Annotated in this window: 19 protein-coding genes and 1 pseudogene; 12 read left to right on the top strand and 8 right to left on the bottom strand. The window is 74.2% G+C overall.

Going from position 1 to position 15,420, the window contains the following annotated elements:
- Positions 1-91: 91 nt before the first annotated feature.
- From AB0I41_RS03755 to pheA, 5 genes and pseudogenes are all read left to right on the top strand, one after another.
- Complete coding sequence (locus AB0I41_RS03755) at positions 92-829, top strand: hypothetical protein (RefSeq protein ID WP_357101465.1); 738 nt, start codon at positions 92-94, stop codon at positions 827-829.
- Between the two features lie 182 nt (positions 830-1,011).
- Complete coding sequence (locus AB0I41_RS03750) at positions 1,012-1,470, top strand: PAS domain-containing protein (protein WP_357101463.1); 459 nt, start codon at positions 1,012-1,014, stop codon at positions 1,468-1,470.
- A gap of 75 nt (positions 1,471-1,545) precedes the next feature.
- A pseudogene (locus tag AB0I41_RS03745) lies at positions 1,546-1,936 on the top strand (ACT domain-containing protein).
- 143 nt (positions 1,937-2,079) lie between these two features.
- On the top strand, positions 2,080-2,586 hold the full coding sequence (locus tag AB0I41_RS03740; protein WP_357101639.1) for a hypothetical protein: 507 nt from the start codon (positions 2,080-2,082) through the stop codon (positions 2,584-2,586).
- Positions 2,587-2,596: 10 nt separating this feature from the next.
- Positions 2,597-3,553: a prephenate dehydratase gene (pheA, locus tag AB0I41_RS03735; protein WP_357101461.1), complete on the top strand. Its 957-nt coding sequence runs from the start codon at positions 2,597-2,599 to the stop codon at positions 3,551-3,553.
- Between the two features lie 39 nt (positions 3,554-3,592).
- Here pheA and AB0I41_RS03730 read toward each other — a convergent pair whose 3' ends face one another.
- The 3 genes from AB0I41_RS03730 to AB0I41_RS03720 form a co-directional block, all read right to left on the bottom strand.
- A complete protein-coding gene (locus tag AB0I41_RS03730) occupies positions 3,593-4,318 on the bottom strand; it encodes an AIM24 family protein (RefSeq protein ID WP_357101459.1) in 726 nt (241 codons plus the stop codon).
- A 91-nt stretch (positions 4,319-4,409) separates the two neighbouring features.
- Complete coding sequence (locus tag AB0I41_RS03725) at positions 4,410-4,769, bottom strand: metallopeptidase family protein (RefSeq protein ID WP_357101457.1); 360 nt, start codon at positions 4,767-4,769, stop codon at positions 4,410-4,412.
- 105 nt (positions 4,770-4,874) lie between these two features.
- Entirely contained in the window at positions 4,875-5,306 is a 432-nt protein-coding gene (locus tag AB0I41_RS03720; RefSeq protein ID WP_357101454.1) for an OsmC family protein, read from the bottom strand.
- A 131-nt stretch (positions 5,307-5,437) separates the two neighbouring features.
- On the opposite strand from AB0I41_RS03720, the gene AB0I41_RS03715 reads away from it, so the two are divergent.
- The 3 genes from AB0I41_RS03715 (at position 5,438) to AB0I41_RS03705 (ending at position 7,985) form a co-directional block, all read left to right on the top strand.
- Complete coding sequence (locus AB0I41_RS03715) at positions 5,438-6,151, top strand: hypothetical protein (RefSeq protein ID WP_357101452.1); 714 nt, start codon at positions 5,438-5,440, stop codon at positions 6,149-6,151.
- A 200-nt stretch (positions 6,152-6,351) separates the two neighbouring features.
- Positions 6,352-7,173, top strand: coding sequence for an HAD hydrolase family protein (locus AB0I41_RS03710; protein WP_357101450.1), 822 nt, complete (start codon positions 6,352-6,354; stop codon positions 7,171-7,173).
- Positions 7,173-7,985 (top strand): HAD family hydrolase, encoded by an 813-nt coding sequence (locus AB0I41_RS03705; protein WP_357101448.1) that lies wholly within the window; start codon positions 7,173-7,175, stop codon positions 7,983-7,985. The genes AB0I41_RS03710 and AB0I41_RS03705 overlap by 1 nt, the downstream gene beginning before the upstream one ends.
- Positions 7,986-7,998: 13 nt before the next feature.
- Here AB0I41_RS03705 and AB0I41_RS03700 read toward each other — a convergent pair whose 3' ends face one another.
- Positions 7,999-8,601 (bottom strand): bacterial proteasome activator family protein, encoded by a 603-nt coding sequence (locus AB0I41_RS03700; protein WP_357101446.1) that lies wholly within the window; start codon positions 8,599-8,601, stop codon positions 7,999-8,001.
- 81 nt (positions 8,602-8,682) lie between these two features.
- Here AB0I41_RS03700 and AB0I41_RS03695 point away from each other — a divergent pair, with 81 nt between their 5' ends.
- Together AB0I41_RS03695 and AB0I41_RS03690 are read left to right on the top strand one after the other, a co-directional pair.
- A complete protein-coding gene (locus AB0I41_RS03695) occupies positions 8,683-9,480 on the top strand; it encodes an alpha/beta hydrolase (RefSeq protein ID WP_357101444.1) in 798 nt (265 codons plus the stop codon).
- A gap of 77 nt (positions 9,481-9,557) precedes the next feature.
- Complete coding sequence (locus AB0I41_RS03690) at positions 9,558-10,781, top strand: ABC transporter substrate-binding protein (RefSeq protein ID WP_357101442.1); 1,224 nt, start codon at positions 9,558-9,560, stop codon at positions 10,779-10,781.
- A gap of 71 nt (positions 10,782-10,852) precedes the next feature.
- Here AB0I41_RS03690 and ddaH read toward each other — a convergent pair whose 3' ends face one another.
- Positions 10,853-11,686 (bottom strand): dimethylargininase, encoded by an 834-nt coding sequence (gene ddaH, locus AB0I41_RS03685; RefSeq protein ID WP_357101440.1) that lies wholly within the window; start codon positions 11,684-11,686, stop codon positions 10,853-10,855.
- 59 nt (positions 11,687-11,745) lie between these two features.
- Between ddaH and AB0I41_RS03680 the strand changes: the two genes are divergently transcribed.
- Both AB0I41_RS03680 and AB0I41_RS03675 read left to right on the top strand, forming a co-directional pair.
- A complete protein-coding gene (locus AB0I41_RS03680) occupies positions 11,746-12,204 on the top strand; it encodes an Lrp/AsnC family transcriptional regulator (RefSeq protein ID WP_357101438.1) in 459 nt (152 codons plus the stop codon).
- A gap of 65 nt (positions 12,205-12,269) precedes the next feature.
- Positions 12,270-13,226, top strand: a complete 957-nt coding sequence (locus AB0I41_RS03675; RefSeq protein WP_357101436.1) for a zinc-binding dehydrogenase — start codon at positions 12,270-12,272, stop codon at positions 13,224-13,226.
- A 57-nt stretch (positions 13,227-13,283) separates the two neighbouring features.
- Here the strand turns inward: AB0I41_RS03675 and AB0I41_RS03670 are convergent, their stop codons facing one another.
- The 3 genes from AB0I41_RS03670 to AB0I41_RS03660 form a co-directional block, all read right to left on the bottom strand.
- Positions 13,284-14,396: a hypothetical protein gene (locus AB0I41_RS03670; protein WP_357101434.1), complete on the bottom strand. Its 1,113-nt coding sequence runs from the start codon at positions 14,394-14,396 to the stop codon at positions 13,284-13,286.
- Between the two features lie 90 nt (positions 14,397-14,486).
- A complete protein-coding gene (locus tag AB0I41_RS03665; RefSeq protein WP_357101432.1) occupies positions 14,487-14,741 on the bottom strand; it encodes a DUF6457 domain-containing protein in 255 nt (84 codons plus the stop codon).
- Positions 14,738-15,385, bottom strand: coding sequence for an NTP transferase domain-containing protein (locus AB0I41_RS03660; RefSeq protein WP_357101430.1), 648 nt, complete (start codon positions 15,383-15,385; stop codon positions 14,738-14,740). Before AB0I41_RS03660 ends, AB0I41_RS03665 begins: the two co-directional genes overlap by 4 nt.
- Positions 15,386-15,420: the final 35 nt, after the last annotated feature.

Raw genomic sequence — 15,420 nt, 5'->3', positions numbered from 1 at the left:
TCATTCCGGCGCTCCAACTTGCCGTACCCCCGGGACGGCAACGTAGGGTAGTGAGGACATAACTTCGAGGGACCTTTTGCCGGAGGTCGCGATGACTGTCTTTCCCGCTCGTCGAGCCGTACCCACCCGGGCGCTGCCGCCCGTGGCGGTGCCGCACTCCCGGGCCGAGGCGCCGTCGGTGCTGGAGCCGGCCCGCCCGACCCCGCTGGAGTGGGCCCGCCGCCGCCGGGCGCAGCGGGGCGCGCGCCGGCTGGAGGCCGCCGGAGCCCGCGCGCTCAGTCAGCTCGACCACCTGGGCCCCGCCTGGCACGTCATCGAGTGGCCGCATACGGACGTCGCCGACGTGCTGCTCGACCGCGGGCAGGACGACCGCGCCGGCTTCCTCGCCATCGGCCCGAGCGGGCTCTTCGCGGTGAGCATCGTCGACCACGGGCGCGCCCGAGTGCTGGTCGCCGGGGACGTGGTCCAGATCAACGGCAAGCGACCGCCGTACGTGGCCGAGGCCCGGCGGGACGCCAAGCGGGCGGGCAAGGCGCTCACCGACGCGGTCGGGCTGCCCATCCCGGTGACACCCGTGCTGACCTTCGTCGGCTCCGGCGTCATCAGCGTGTACGGCCTGCCCAAGGACTGCCTCATGGCGACGCACCGGGAGCTGGACCGGCTCCTCGTCGCCGGGGGCAACCGGATCAGCCCGGCCACCGCCGAGAAGCTGTCCCTGGTCGCGCAGCAGCCGCAGACCTGGCTCAACGGCACGTACCGTCCCGCCGCCGACTACCGGTGGTACGACGAGGGCCGAACGGCCGCTGACAAGCCGGCCGCCCGCCGGTAACGTCACCGACGACGCCACGCGGCCGAGGATTCCCGAGGGCACCCGCCGGTCCGCGCCGTCGCCGGCCGCCCGCTGGTCCGGGCATCCGATCGTCACCGGCGGCCGGTGGCACCAGCGCGGTAGAGCGACCGTCGCGACGACCGGCTAGCGTGGACAGACCGTCGGTGTACATAGGAGGCTCGGTGGCCCACGTCGAACTCTCGCTCTCGGAAGTGTTCGCGCCGGCGTCGCGGACACCGACAGAGCCGGGGTCCGACAACGTCGGCCAGTGGTCCGCGATAATCTCCCACGCCGAGGAGCCCTGCCTGCTGATCGACGCGGACACCCGGGTCGTGGCCATCTCGTCGTCCGGCTGCCGGCTGCTCTGCCTGGGCGCCCCCGAGGACGTGGTGGGCCTGCCGCTGCTGGAGGGCGGCCTGCGGCTGCTCGACTTCACCGCCGCCCGGGGCGAGCTGACCGAGCAGGAGACCGACAAGATCCCGCCGCTGCTGGCGCTGCACTCCGGCCGGCTGGCCCGTGGCCTGCTGCGGGTCCGGCCCGCCAGCCAGGACGCGCCCGACGCCACCGTGGACGCCATCTCCACTCCGGTGCTCACCGACGGCTCGGTGGCCGGCTCACTCACCTTCTTCTCCGAGATCTGACCTGCGGTGAGGTGTGGCGGGCGCCGCACGTCACGATGCCGCGGCGGGCCCTCGCCGACGCCGTAAGGTGCCCTCATGCTCGATGTCGCCCTGCTCCCGGGGGAGTACGCCGTGTGCCGGCTGGCCGCCGGCACCCCCCTGCCCCCCCGCCCTGTGGGCCGAGCCGGGCGTCGCGGACGTGGTCACGGTGAGCTGGACGGCCGACGGGATCTCGGTCATCTGCCCCGCCGCCCGGGCACCCGCCGAGGCGGACGTGGAGACCGACTGGCGGTGCCTGCGCGTCGTCGGGCCGCTCGACCTGGCGGTCACCGGCACCCTCGTCTCCCTGGTCGACCCGCTCGCCGAGGCCCGGGTCAGCGTGGTCGCGTTCTCCACCTACGACACCGACCACGTGCTGGTCCCCGCGGTACGCCTCGGCGAGGCGACCGTCGCGCTGGAACGAGCCGGGCACCGGGTGCTGCGCTGACCTTCACCGCGCCGCCCGATCCTCCTACGATGGGGCTCGGCCACCCCCGGCCACCACGACCCCCCTCGACGCCACCGAGGCTTCATCCCCCTGAGGACCGGTCCGTGCCGCCTGACGCACCGCACCGCACCCCGCCCCGCCGGCTGGTCGTCACCGGCGCCCTGGTCGCCGTCCTGCCGCTCGCCGCCTGTGGCGCCCCGCCGGAGGGGCGCACCCCCGCGCCGACCACCACCCGGCCGGCGCTCGTCACCCCGGCGGCGCCGACCACCGCCCCGCCGGTGACCCCGCCGCTGGGCATCACGCCGACGCTCCCACCGCCGCCCAGCCCGACTCCCGGCCTGGTCGCCGTCGCGTGCGCCGGCCGGCCCACCGCCGACCGGGTGGTGGGGCTGCTGCGCGGCCGGGTGCTCCCCAGGGACGTGTCGGTGAAGGCCACCGCGGGGCCGCTGTGCGCGGCCGACTGGCAGTACACCGTGCTCGCGGTGACCGGGCACGAGGAACTCCAGGTGGTCACCCGGACCGAGTCCGCCGCGCTGCGGCTGGTCACCGCCGGGACGGACGTCTGCTCCATCGAGGTACGCACCGTCGCGCCGCCCGGCATCCGGACCTTGGCCTGCGACGCCGGCACGGTCCCGGTGCCCGGTGCGTAGGCTGGTCGACATGCCCGGTACACCACCGACCCGTTTCGTCTACCTCGGTCCCGAGGGCACCTTCGCCGAGCAGGCGCTGCGTACGGTGCCCGCCGCCGAGCACGGCAGCCGTACGCCGGCGCGCAGCGTCGGCGAGGCGCTGGACGGCGTACGGGCGGGGGAGGCCGACGCGGCCCTGGTGCCGCTGGAGAACTCGATCGGCGGCGCGGTCGGGGTGACCCTGGACGAGCTGGCCGAGGGGGACCCGGTGGTGATCACCCGGGAGGTGATCCTGCCGGTGGAGTTCGTGCTCGGCGCCCGTCCCGGCACGACGCTGGGCGCGGTGCACAGCGTGGCGGCCCACCCGCAGGCCTCCACCCAGTGCCGGAACTGGCTACGTGACCACCTGCCCGACGCGACGGTGGTCGACGTGCTCTCCAACGGCGCGGCGGCGGCCGGCGCGGCGGCCGGCGAGTACGACGCGGCGATCTGCGCCCCGATCGGGGCCACCCGGCACCGGCTGGCGGTGCTCGCCGACAAGATCGCCGACCATCCCGACGCGGTGACCCGTTTCGCGCTGGTGTCCCGCCCCGGCCCGCCGCCGCCCCCGACCGGGGACGACGTCACCTCGCTGGCCGTCTACATCGCCCACGACCGGGTGGGCGTCCTGCTCTCGGTGCTGATGGAGCTGGCCGTACGCGGGGTCAACCTGACCCGGATCGAGTCCCGCCCGACCGGCGAGGCGCTGGGCCGGTACGTCTTCTTCCTCGACTGCACGGGGCACGTCGCGGACGTACGGATGGGCGAGGCGTTGCAGGGGCTGCGCCGGGTCTGCGCCGACGTGCGTTTCCTCGGGTCGTACCCCCGGCACCGCTGGACCGACGGGGCGGCCGAGCGGCCGGTCCCGGCGCCGGCCGGGCTCTCCGACGCCGACTACGCCGACGCGGCGGCCTGGCTCGCCGGGCTGCGGGCCGGCGAGCTGAGCTGACCCGGCGGAGCGCCCACGCCGGGCGCCCCGCCGACCAGGTCAGCTGATCAGGCCACCGAGCAGGCCACCCTGCTGCTGCTGCTGGGTGCCGCTGCCCATGACCGGCGGCTCCTCGGAGGGCTGCACCACCACGAAGCCCTGGCCGGCGAAGCTCATCGTGAACGCCTCGCCGGTGCTGCGGCCGAGCAGCGTGCCCAGGCCGAGCTGCTCCGCGCGGTGGTAGCCGGTCTGGAGGTTGGCCGACCAGCAGACGGCGGCCTGCGGGTCGACGTAGGTGGGCGCGTCGACGTTGAGCACGACCGGGGTGCCCTTGGTGGTGATGGCGATCCGGCCGTGGCCGGTGAAGACGCAGTTGAACAGCCCTGACGACGAGGCCATGCCGGCGCCGCCGACCATCTTGATGTCGTACGAGAGGGTCGAGTCGAAGGCCAGCACGCTGGAGCCGTTGATGGAGAGGGCGTCGCCCGGCTCCAGGTCGATGATGTGCACGTCCTTGCTCAGCTCGGCGAGGAAGACGTCGCCCTGGCCGCTGAGCTTCATCAGCGGCACACCCTCCCCGGTCAGGCGCTGCTTGATGAACTTGCCGATGCCACCGGAGCCGAGCGCCTGGAACTGCACCTGCCCCTGGTAGGCGACCATCGAGCCGACCCGGGCCATGGCCTCGCCGTTGAGCTCGATCTTCAGCATCTTGGAGTTCTGCAGCCGCATGCCGGGCTGGGCGGACTCCTTCTCGAGGTTCTCCGCGGAGAACAGCGCGCTGCGCATTGGTTTCCTCCTGATCCGGGTGTCTCCCCGGAGGTTAGGTGACCAGCGCAACCAGCGGCATCGGCCGAGCGGGGCCGCCGACCGGGACCGCTCAGCCCCAGCCCAGCGCGTGCAGCCGGTCGTCGTCGATGCCGAAGTGGTGGGCGATCTCGTGGACCACGGTCACCGCCACCTCGTCGACCACGTCGTCCTCGGTGTCGCAGATGCGCAGGATCGGGCGCCGGTAGATGAGGATCCGGTCCGGCAGCACGCCGGAGTAGTCCCACCCCCGGTCGGTGAGCGCGTGCCCCTCGTAGAGGCCGAGCAGGTCCTCGCCGGGCGGCGGGTCGTCCTCGACCAGGATCACCACGTTGCTCATCAGCCCGAGGAGTTCCTCGGGCACCTCGTCGAGGGCCTCCCCGACCAGTTCCTCGAAGCGTTCCCGGCTCATCTCGACCGCCACGCCGCCCATTGTCCCCGACGCCGGGCGCCGCACCCCGTCACGATCCGCGCGGAACCACGGAGAGGGTGCCGGTCCGGCACTCTCTCCGTGGCGTACGGCCGGCGACGACCGAGGTCAGGAGGCCACCCGGGCGGTGAGGCTGATCTGGGCACCCGGGGAGAGCAGCCGCGAGATCGGGCAGTTCTCCTTGGCGGCCTCGGCCAGCTTGGTGAACTGGGCCTCGTCCATGCCCGGCACCTGGCCGACGGTCTCCAGGTCGATCCGGGTCACCGTCATGCCCGCGTCGGTCTTGTCGAAGTGGACCTTGGCGGTGGTCTCCACCGAGGTGCCGGTCGCGCCGGCGTCGGCGAGCTGCTTGGAGAGCGCCATCGAGAAGCAGCCGGCGTGGGCGGCCCCGATCAGCTCCTCGGGGTTGGTCCCCTCGCCCTCCTCGAAACGCGACTTGAAGGAGTAGTTCCCCTCGAGTCCGCCCTTGCCGGTGCGGACGGTCCCGGACCCCTCGGTGAGGTTGCCCTGCCAACGTGCGGAAGCGGTACGGATAGGCATGCACCCGACGCTAACCGAAACCGCACCGCCGGGCGACCGACCCGGCGGACCGGCACCCCACGTCGTGCCCCGGCCGGTGCCGCCCGCCGTGTCATGATGCGGTTCAGGCCCGCGACGGCGGAAGGTGGCCGATGTCCCAGGATCTCCCCGTCCCGCAACAGGACGACCGCTCCGACCGCACAGCCGTCGTCGAGTGGGGCGCGCCGTCCGCCGCCCCGGCCGGCCGGTGGGCCCGCTCCCTCGGCGGGCTGGGCCGGGACCGCCGGCTCCCCCTGGTGCTGACCGCCCTCGGCGCGGCCGCGGCGATGGCCTCCCTGGTCGGCGAGTGGCTGGTGATGACGCTGCCGAACGGGGGCCCGGAGGGCAACGTCAGCGTCCAGGTGCCCAGCGGGGTGGCCGAGGTCGGCGGCTTCGGGGTCGCGTACCTGGTGGGTCTGCTGCTGCTCGCCGCCGCGGCGGCGCTGGCCCTGCGCGGCGGCCCGGCCGTCCGCCGGGAGGCGCGGGTGGCCGGTCTCGGCGTGGCCGGCGCGCTGCTGGCGCTGCTGACGGCGACCGCCCTCTCGCTGGACGACTCCGGGCAGCGGGTCCTGTTCTACTCGACCGAGGACGGTTTCCAGGTGGTCTACGGGCGGGGCCTGGTGCTGGCCTTCGTGGCGACCGCGCTGGTCGGGGCCGCGCTCCAGCTCGCCGGCCGGCAGCCGGCCGACCGGCCGGAGGCGGACGAGGGCGCGGAGGCGGAGCCGGTCGACTTCCGCCGGCCCGGCCGGGACGACCTGCCTCCCGCGCCCGCCGACCTCACCGTCGCGCCGACCGTCCCGTTCGCCCGCCGCGAGTCGGCCGGCTGACCGCCACCCGGCCGGTCCGGGCCGGTGACCGGCGCCGACCGGCACCGGACGCAGCGTCACCGGGCGTTGGCGCCGGATTCGCCGGAACGCCATGGTCGGGACCGGTACCGCGAGGTACGGTTGCTGCCCGCCGTCACTCCGGGTCGAGGCACCGATGACCGAAACGGCTGGCTGCGACGGCGGCGGGCGAAGGAGGAACCATGATCCGCCCGGGCCTGCCCAAGCTGGTCGCCACCGATCTCGACGGCACGCTCGTCCGCAGCGACGAGACGGTGTCCGCGTACACCCATCAGGTGCTCGACCGGGTGCGGGCCGCCGGTATCCCGGTGGTCGGCGCCACCGGCCGCGGTCCCCGGCTCAAGGAACTCACCCGCAACGACATCCGCGCCGCCGACTTCCTGGTGATGGCCGGCGGCGGATGTGTGGTGGACCAGAGCGACCCGGCCGGCCCGGTGGTGCTGCGGGACGAGCGGCTGCCCGGCGAGGTGCTGGCCCGGCTGCTGGCCGACCTGGAGGCCCGGGTCGGGCCGCTGACCGTGATGGTCGAGGCGTCCGACGAGCACGACGCCCCGCTCTGGGGCGACTACCACCCGAGCTGGCCGTACCCGGACCGGTTCGAGGCGCGCAGCCGCGCCGAGTGCCTCTCCCACGAGGTGATCAAGGCGTTCGTCCGGACCGCCGACCACCACGTGGACGAGTTGCTGGCCACCGCCCGCCGGGTAGTCCCGCCGCAGGTGGCCACGCTCACCCAGGCCGGCCTGGGCTTCGTCGAGATCTGCCCGCCCGGGGTGGACAAGGCCACCGGGCTCAGCGTGGTGGCGGAGCGGCTCGGCGTCGACCCGGCGGAGGTGCTGGTCTTCGGGGACATGCCCAACGACCTGCCGATGTTCGGCTGGGCCGGCTGGGGCCGGGTGGCGGTCTCCAACGCGCACCCCGCGGTCCGGGCCGCCGCCGACGAGGTGACGCTGCGCAACGACGACGACGGAGTCGCGGTCTACCTGGACCGACTACTGTCCCGGTGATGGGAGAGACACCCCGACTGGTCGCGACCGACATCGACGGCACCCTGCTCGCCGACGACCGGACGCTCAGCGCGCGTACCGCGGCGGTGCTGCAGCGGATCTGCGCGCAGGGCACGCCGGTCGTGCTGGTCACCGGCCGTCCGATCCGCTGGCTCCAGCTCGTGTACGACCAGCTCGCCGCCCCAGTGCCGGCGATCTGCGCCAACGGCGCGGTGGTGTACGACCCGGTCGCCGACGAGGTGCTGCGAGCCGACCCGCTCGCCCCGGAACTCCTCGCCGAGGTGGCCCGTCGGCTGCGCGCGGCGGTGCCCGAGGTGAGCTTCGCGGTGGAGATCGTCGACAGCCGGCAGATGCGGCACGAGGCGCACTACCCGCTGCGCTGGGACGCCGACCACGACGCCATCCGGGCCGTCGAGTCGCCGGAGGAGCTGCTCTCCGTGCCGGCGGTGAAGCTGCTGGCCCGCGCGGGGGAGCAGGACCCGGACGTCTTCGTCCGGGTGGTGGCCGGGGCGCTGGCGGGGCTGGCCGAGGCGACGCACTCGTCGTACACCGGGCTGGTGGAGATCTCCGCCGCCGGGGTGACCAAGGCGGCCGGGCTGGCCTGGTACGCCGCCCGGCTCGGCGTGGACGAGCGGGACGTCCTCGCGTTCGGCGACATGCCCAACGACGTGCCGATGCTGACCTGGGCCGGTCGGGCGGTGGCGGTGGCCAACGCGCACCCGGCCGTCCTGGAGATCGCCGACGAGGTGACCGCGGCGAACTCCGAGGACGGCGTGGCGGCGTACCTGGAGAAGGTCTTCGGGGTGGGCTGAGCGGACCGGCCGGTCAGAGGTACTGGCCGGTCGGGTGCCCCTCGCCGCCCTGCGGTTGGCCGATGCCCGGCATGCCGGGCACCATCCCGCCGGGGCCGCTCGGGAGCGCCTGCCGGCCGGAGCGCATCTGCTCCAGCTGCACCCGGGCGGCCATCTGCTGGGCGACCAGCGCGGCCTGGATGCCGTGGAACAGCCCCTCCAGCCAGCCGACGAGCTGGGCGTGGGCGATGCGCAGCTCCCCCTCGCTGGGCGCCTGATCCTCGGTGAAGGGCAGCGAGATCCGCTCCAGCTCCTCGCGCAGCTCGGGGGCGAGGCCCTCCTTGAGCTCGACGATCGACCGCTCGTGGATCTCCCGCATCCGGTGCCGGCTGGCGTCGTCCAGCGGGGCGGACTTGACCTCCTCCAGCAGCTGCTTGATCATGCTGCCGATCCGCATCACCTTGGCCGGCTGCTCGACCAGGCGGGTCGGATCCTCGCCCGCCGCCTCGTCGGTCTGCACGGTGCCGACCGGGCGGCCGTCCGGGCCGACCACCACCACGGTGCCCGAGTGCCCGGCGCCCTCGGGGCCCGGCTCGTCGTTCTGTCCAACGGAGTGCGCTTCGGTCATGGCACCCATCTTTACCCACGCCCGCGAGCCGCACGCGGTGGGACCGGTCACGCCCCCCGGCCGGTGGCGGGTCGCGCTACCGTCGCCGACATGCCCGCCGATCCGCGCGCCGTGCTCACCCGTCCCGCTCCGGCCCCCGACCTGACCGTCGCCTACGGCGACCACCCCGACCAGATCGTCGACCTGCGCCGCCCGGCTGGGGACGGCCCGGCCCGGCCGCTGGTCGCGGTGCTGCACGGGGGCTTCTGGCGCGCCGAGTACGACCGGATGCACACCGGCCCGCTGGCCGCGGCGCTGGCCGCGCTGGGCTGGCCGGTGGCCCAGCTGGAGTACCGCCGGACCGGGCAGCCGGGCGGCGGCTGGCCGGGCACCCTCGCCGACGTGCTGGCCGGGGTGGCGGCGCTGCCCGAGCTGGCCGCGCGCGCCCTGCCCGGCCGGGTGGCCGCCGGGCCGCCGCTGCTGCTCGGGCACTCGGCCGGCGGGCACCTCGCGCTCTACGCGGCGGCGCACGCCCCGGCCGGCGTACGCGGGGTGCTCGCGCTGGCCCCGGTCGCCGACCTCGCCGAGGCGTACCGGCTGGACCTGGATGCGGGGGCGGTGGCCGCGCTGCTCGGCGGCGGCCCGGCGGAGCACCCGGACCGGTACGCGGCGGCTGACCCACGGGCATTGGTGCCGCTGCGAACACGCACCGTGATCGTGCACGGGGTCCGGGACCGCCAGGTGCCGATCGCGCTCAGCCGAGAATACGCGGCTGTGGCCCGGGCTGCCGGCTCCGACGTCAGCCTGGTTGAACTGCCCGAATGCGAGCACTACGGGCTTATCGACCCGGGTTCGGCGGCCTGGCCGCAGGTGAGGGATGCGTTGCAGTCGCTGCACAAAGATCAATAGCCATTGACGCAGCGTCGCCAACCGGGTAGAACGCCGAGGGGGCGGTGACGCCCGGCAACGCTCCCGGAAGGATTTCGGTGTCGCAGATGAACCGCAGGCGGGCCCTGCAGCTGCTGGCCGCGCTCGGTACCACCGGGCTGGTCGCCGGCTGCGGCACGGACGACGAGGGCGAACCGGTCACGGCCGGCTCCCCGATCAAGATCGGTCTCGTCGCTCCCAACAGTGGCCCCGGCAAGACCATCGGCGAGGACATCGTCAACGGCTTCGAGCTCTACCTCGCCACCCACGGCCAGCGCCTCGGCGGGCACCCGGTGACCCTGGTCAAGGCCGACGAGGGCGACAACGCCAAGAGCGGCCAGGACGCCGTCAACGACCTGCTCAAGCAGGGCGTGCTCGCCCTCACCGGGGTCGTCAACCCGGCGGTGATGTCCGGCATCCGGGACATCGTGGAGAAGGCCCGGGTGCCACTGATCGGGTCGAACGCCTCACCGGTCAGCCTCCAGAGCGTGGTCTACATCTGGCGCACCTCGTACGTGCTGGACGAGCCGGGCCGGGCGCTCGGCGCGTACCTGAAGCGGCGGCTGCCCGCCCGAAGCCGGCTGGTGATCATCGCCCCGGAGGGCGGCGACAGCCTCGACGTCGTGCAGGGCTTCCGCCAGGGCTTCGGCGTCGGCGACCCGCGGATGGCCGGCGAGCCGGTCTGGACGGACGCCGGCGGCAAGCCGGACGAGAACTCGTACGCCGCCGACATCCGGAAGGCGCTCAACCGCAAGCCCACCGCGATCTTCTGCCACTACTCCGGCACGGCCGCGATCCAGTTCATCCGGCAGCTGCGCCGGACCGACCCGGCCTACACCGGGCCGATCTACGCGCCCGGCTTCCTCACCGAGGGCGCCGTGCTCAACGAGCTGCACGGAGTGCTGGTGGACGACGACGACGCCCTGCTGCCCGGCCCGATCCAGACCGTGTCGAACTACTCCGCCGACCTGAACAACAACGCCAACCAGGTCTTCGCCTCCGCGTACCGCAAGACGTACAACGTCTCCCCCAGCACGTACGCGATGGCCTCGTACGACGCCGCGCAGGTGCTCGACAAGGCGATCCGGAACGCCGGGGCGGAACCGAACCCGCGGCAGGTCAACCTGGCCCTGGGCAAGATCGGCCAGATCGACAGCCCACGCGGGGTGTGGCAGTTCAACCAGCCCCGCACGCCGCAGCAGCGGTGGTACCTGCGGACGGTCCAGTTCGACGGGCGGCTGCTGTCCAACGTCACGCTCAACGAGATCGCCACGCTCGGCTGAACCGCCGGGCCGTACGCCGGAAGGGCCGGTCTCCCCGCGGGGAGACCGGCCCTTCGTACGTCATGCCGGCGTCAGTGGCGCAGCTCGGCGATGCAGCACTTCACGCTGCCACCGCCCTTCTTCAGCTCGGCCAGCTCGACCGGGACCGGGTGGTAGCCGGCCGCCTTGAGCTTGCCGGCCAGCCGGGTCGCCTCGCTGTTGAGCACGACGTTGAGCCCGTCGCTGACCAGGTTCAGGCCGAAGCTCATCGCGTCCTCGTCGTCCGCGACCACCGCGTCCGGGAAGAGCTGGGTGAGCACCTTCTGGCTGGCCGCCGAGAAGGCGCCCGGGAAGTAGACGATGTTCTCGTCGTCGATCGAGGCGAGCGCCACGTCGAGGTGGTAGAAGCGCGGGTCGACCAGGCGCAGCGACACCACCGGCCGGCCGAGCGCCTCCTGCGCCTCGGCGTGCGCCGGCAGTTCGGTGCGGAAGCCGTGGCCGGCGAGGACCAGCCCGCCGTGCGCCTCCGGCAGGTACGCGAAGTCGCCCTCGCCCTCGTTGGTCTCGCTCGGCGCGATGAACCGCCAGCCCCGCGACTCGTAGAACGCCCGGTGGGTGGCCGCCTCGGCGGCGCGCTGCTCGTGCTTGAACTGGGCGCCGTACACCGTCCCGTCCACCACGAAGGCGCCGTTGGCCGCGTAGACCATGTCCGGCAGCCCGGCCTCGGGGGTGAGCAGGTGCACCTCGTGGCCCAGACCGACCAGCGTCTCGCGCAGCCGGTCCCACTGCTTGACCGCCAGCTCGGCGTCAACGGCGGTGGTGACGTCCATCCACGGGTTGATCGCGTACTCGACGGCGAAATGCTCGGGCGAGCACATGAGATATGTCCGCTTTCGCGAGACTCGCTGCTGGTTCACGGTGACCAAGAGTAGGTAGCGTAGAACTTTGGTAACAGCCACAACTCTTGCTTATTGAAGGCGGAACGTTGCAGATAGACGCGGTCGACCAGCGAATCATTGCGTTGCTCGTGGCGGACGCCCGCGCGTCGTACGCCGACATCGGCACCCGGGTGTCACTCTCCGCTCCGGCGGTCAAGAGACGGGTCGACCGGCTCCGCTCCGCCGGGGTGATCCGGGGCTTCACCGCGGTGGTCGACCCGGCCGCCGTCGGCTGGACCACCGAGGCCTTCGTCGAGCTCTTCTGCGCCGGCCGGACCACCCCCGCGCAGATCGGGGTGGCCGCCCGCCGGCACCCCGAGGTGGTCGGGGCGTACACCGTCTCCGGCGAGGCGGACGCCCTGGTGCACCTGCGGGCCGCCGACATCGCCCACCTGGAGGACGCACTGGAGCGATTGCGGGCGGAGTCGTTCGTGACCTCCACCCGGAGCACCATCGTGCTCTCCCGCCTGGTCGAGTCCCCCGGCGTCGGCCCGTCCACCGGCTGACCCGCGGTTGACCTCAACCCCACTTCATGTCGTCGACTCTGCCGGACGGCGACTGAGGGGGGAACGTGCGGGCGGTGTGGCTGCGAAAGTTCGGCGGTCCGGAGGTGCTGGTGCCGGGGACGGCGCCCGACCCGACGCCCGGGCCGGGGCAGGTCCTGATCGAGGTGGCGCACGTCAACCTCACCTTCGTCGAGACGATGTTCCGGGCCACCGGGTTCGGGCCGTTCCGCGGCCCGTTGCCGGTGATCCCCGGCAACGGGGTGGGCGGCGTGATCGGCGCGGTCGGCCCGGACGTGGACCCCGGGCTCGTCGGCCGGCGCGTGGTCAGCGGCACCGGCGGCTCCGGCGGGTACGCCGAACGGGTCGTGGTGGACCGCGCCGCGCCGATCGAGGTGCCGGACGGACTGGCGCTGGACGAGGCGGTGGCGCTGCTCGCCGACGGCCGGACCGCGCTGCTGCTGACCGGCGCGGCCGCGCCGCGCGCCGGGGAACGCGTGCTGGTCGAGGCGGCCGCCGGCGGGGTGGGCGGCCTGCTGGTCCAGCTCGCCGCGCGGGCGGGAGCACGGGTGGTGGCGCTCGCCGGCGGCCCCCGCAAGACGGAACTGGTACGCGCCGCCGGCGCCGACGTCGTGATCGACTACCGGGAGCCGGACTGGGCCGACCGGGTACGCGCCGCGACGGGCGGGGTGGACGTCGTCTTCGACGGCGTCGGCGGCGACGTGGGCCGTACGGCGTTCGACCTGCTCGACCCCGGCGGCCGCATGGTCAGCTTCGGGCTGGCCGGCGGCAGCTGGACCGACGTGCCGGAGGAGACCGCCACGGCGCGCGGGGTGACCCTGCTCCGACCGGCCGCCGGCCCCGACGAGCTGCGCGCGCTCACCGTGCGGGCGTTGGCCGAGGGCGCGGCGGGGCGGCTGCGCCCGCGGATCGGGCAGCGGTTCCCGTTGGAGCGGGCCGCCGAGGCGCACGCCGCCATGCAGTCGCGGGCCACGGTCGGCAAGACCCTGCTCGACGTCGGCTGACCGGAGCAGCGGTCGGACGGTCGTCGGCGCACGCGACGACCGCGCGGCGCGGGAGTGTCAGAGGTACATGCCCGTCCGGTGCTCGGACTCCGCCGGCCGGCTCGGCTTGTCGCCCTCGCCGAAGAACCGCTTGCCGCCGAACTCGCCGTGCAGCCGGTCGTCCAGCTCATCGGCCAGCCCGGTCATCACCTGCACCGCCAGCATCAGGTGAGTGGCCTGGAAGTTGCGGCCGAAGACCGGGATGGAGGCCCAGACGGTGTCGTCGGCGCAGTAGAGCCGGCCGATCGGCATCCGGTTGGTCAGCTCGGAGAGCTTCACGTACAGGCGCTCGGTCGGCTCCACCTCGGTGAGCACCGGGGAGAAGACGTCCACCAGGGGTGGATTGTCCCGCACCCGGACGAACACCATCGCCGAGCCGGCGCGGATGTTGATGTCGCCGTCCGAGTCGACCTGGAGCTGGTCGGACTTCGACTTGAGCATGGTCGACACGACCGTGCGGACCCGCTCCTCCAGGGCCAGTACGTCGTCGCCCTCCTCGCCCTGCTGCGCGCTCGCGGCGGCGGCCAGCGCCTCGTCGAGGTCCACCTCGATGTCGCGGTCCGGGCCGAACTCGCTGCGCGCGGTGCCGAGCGGCTCGACCGGCAGCGGCTCCCCCTCGGCGTCGTGCACCAGATAGACGAGGAAGGCCGGGTGCGGGGCTCCGTATACGTCGCGCAGGGTACGGGAGAGCAGCGCGGCCAGCTTGCTGGCATCGCTGGTCGAGCCCTCCAGGCCGAACTGCTCGCGGGAGCCCTCCAGCACGCCGGGCGGCGACCAGCCGAGCGCGATCATGTCCGCGACGGCGGCCCGGTCCAGCCGGTAGCCCGGCGGCAGGGTCGCGTTGCCGACCGCCCGCGCGGAGAGCCGACCCCCGTCGCCCGCGTCCACGCTGATCGAGTAGACGGCATCGCCGGTGCCGGACGCGGTCGGGTCGAGGGTCAGCTCCAAGTGCGCCCCGGTCGGCAGCGCGGGCAGCCGCTCGGCCAGCGCCCGGGCGAACTCCCGCCACGCCTCGGTCACCTTGGCCCGCAGGTCGGCCGTGCTCGGCTCGTCCAGCAGGACCGACTCGTACTGCTCCGGCGAACCGCCGGACTGATCACCGGTCGGCTTCGAGGGGTGGTCTGCCGTCATGATCGCCTCCGTCCGTCAAGGTCACCCTACCCAGGCCCACCCGGGATCGAATCCACCGCGACCGGGATCGGACAACGCGGCTGGTGCGGCTCAGTCGGGGCGGTCGCCGCCCAACTCCACCGGCCAGGTCGCGGCCAGCCCACTCAGCCGCGCGACCGCTTCCGCCGGGTCGGCGCCGCGCCCGACCGCCACCCCGATCAGGTACGCGCTGACCGGCGCGCCCGGCCGCAGCACCTGGTGGGCGACGTCCCTGGCCAGGCCGAGCACCGCCGGCACCGGCACCTCGGCCGGGTCCAGCCCCAGCTCCGCGCAGGCCGCCGTGACCCAGTCGTCCATCACCGTCATCGCGTCCACTCCTCCGCCCGGCGTACGTCGGAGTCAGTGTCGCAGTCGAACCAGGGCGGCGGGCCGCTGCCGGACCAGGGCAGCTCACGCACGGTCAGCTCGGCCAGCAACTCCCGCATCGAGGCGCCGTCGGGCGTCCCGCCCCGACGCCCGGCGAGGCGGGCCAGCGCGTCCCGCAGCGCCACCGCCCGCCACACCCCGCACAGCGGCTGCCGCCGACCGCCGTCGTCGAGGAGGCAGACCCCGTCGGGCCCCTCGACGCCGTCCACGCCGGCGCCGCCGCGCCCCGTCGACTCGTCGGGCTCCGGGTCCAGCGCGCGCAGCAGGACGCCGACCGCCTCCCGGGTGAGCAGCGGCAGGTCGGCGGCGAACAGGGCGACGGTGGTCATGTCGGGGGGCAGCAGGGCGAGCCCGGCCGCGGTGGCGGCCACCGGCCCACCGCCCGGGGGCCGCTCGCGGGTCACCAGCACGTCGTCGGGGACCGCGTCGACCGGCCCGACCAGAACCCGCGGGGCCGCGTCGGCGACGGCCGCCAACACCCGCTCCCGCATCGGCCGCCCGCCGACCGGCAGGGCCGGCTTGTCCCGCCCGCCCATCCGGCGGGCCGCGCCGCCCGCGAGCACCACCGCCGCGTACGCCGTCACGCGGCCACCGTAGCCCCGCACGGACCCGTCCGCCC

Origin of the sequence: Micromonospora sp. NPDC050200 (genome assembly GCF_040656135.1) — a bacterium.
In the GTDB taxonomy this organism is placed as follows: domain Bacteria; phylum Actinomycetota; class Actinomycetes; order Mycobacteriales; family Micromonosporaceae; genus Micromonospora.
The sequence above is the reverse complement of the archived record's forward strand: the minus strand, read 5'-3'. Positions and strand labels throughout refer to the sequence as shown.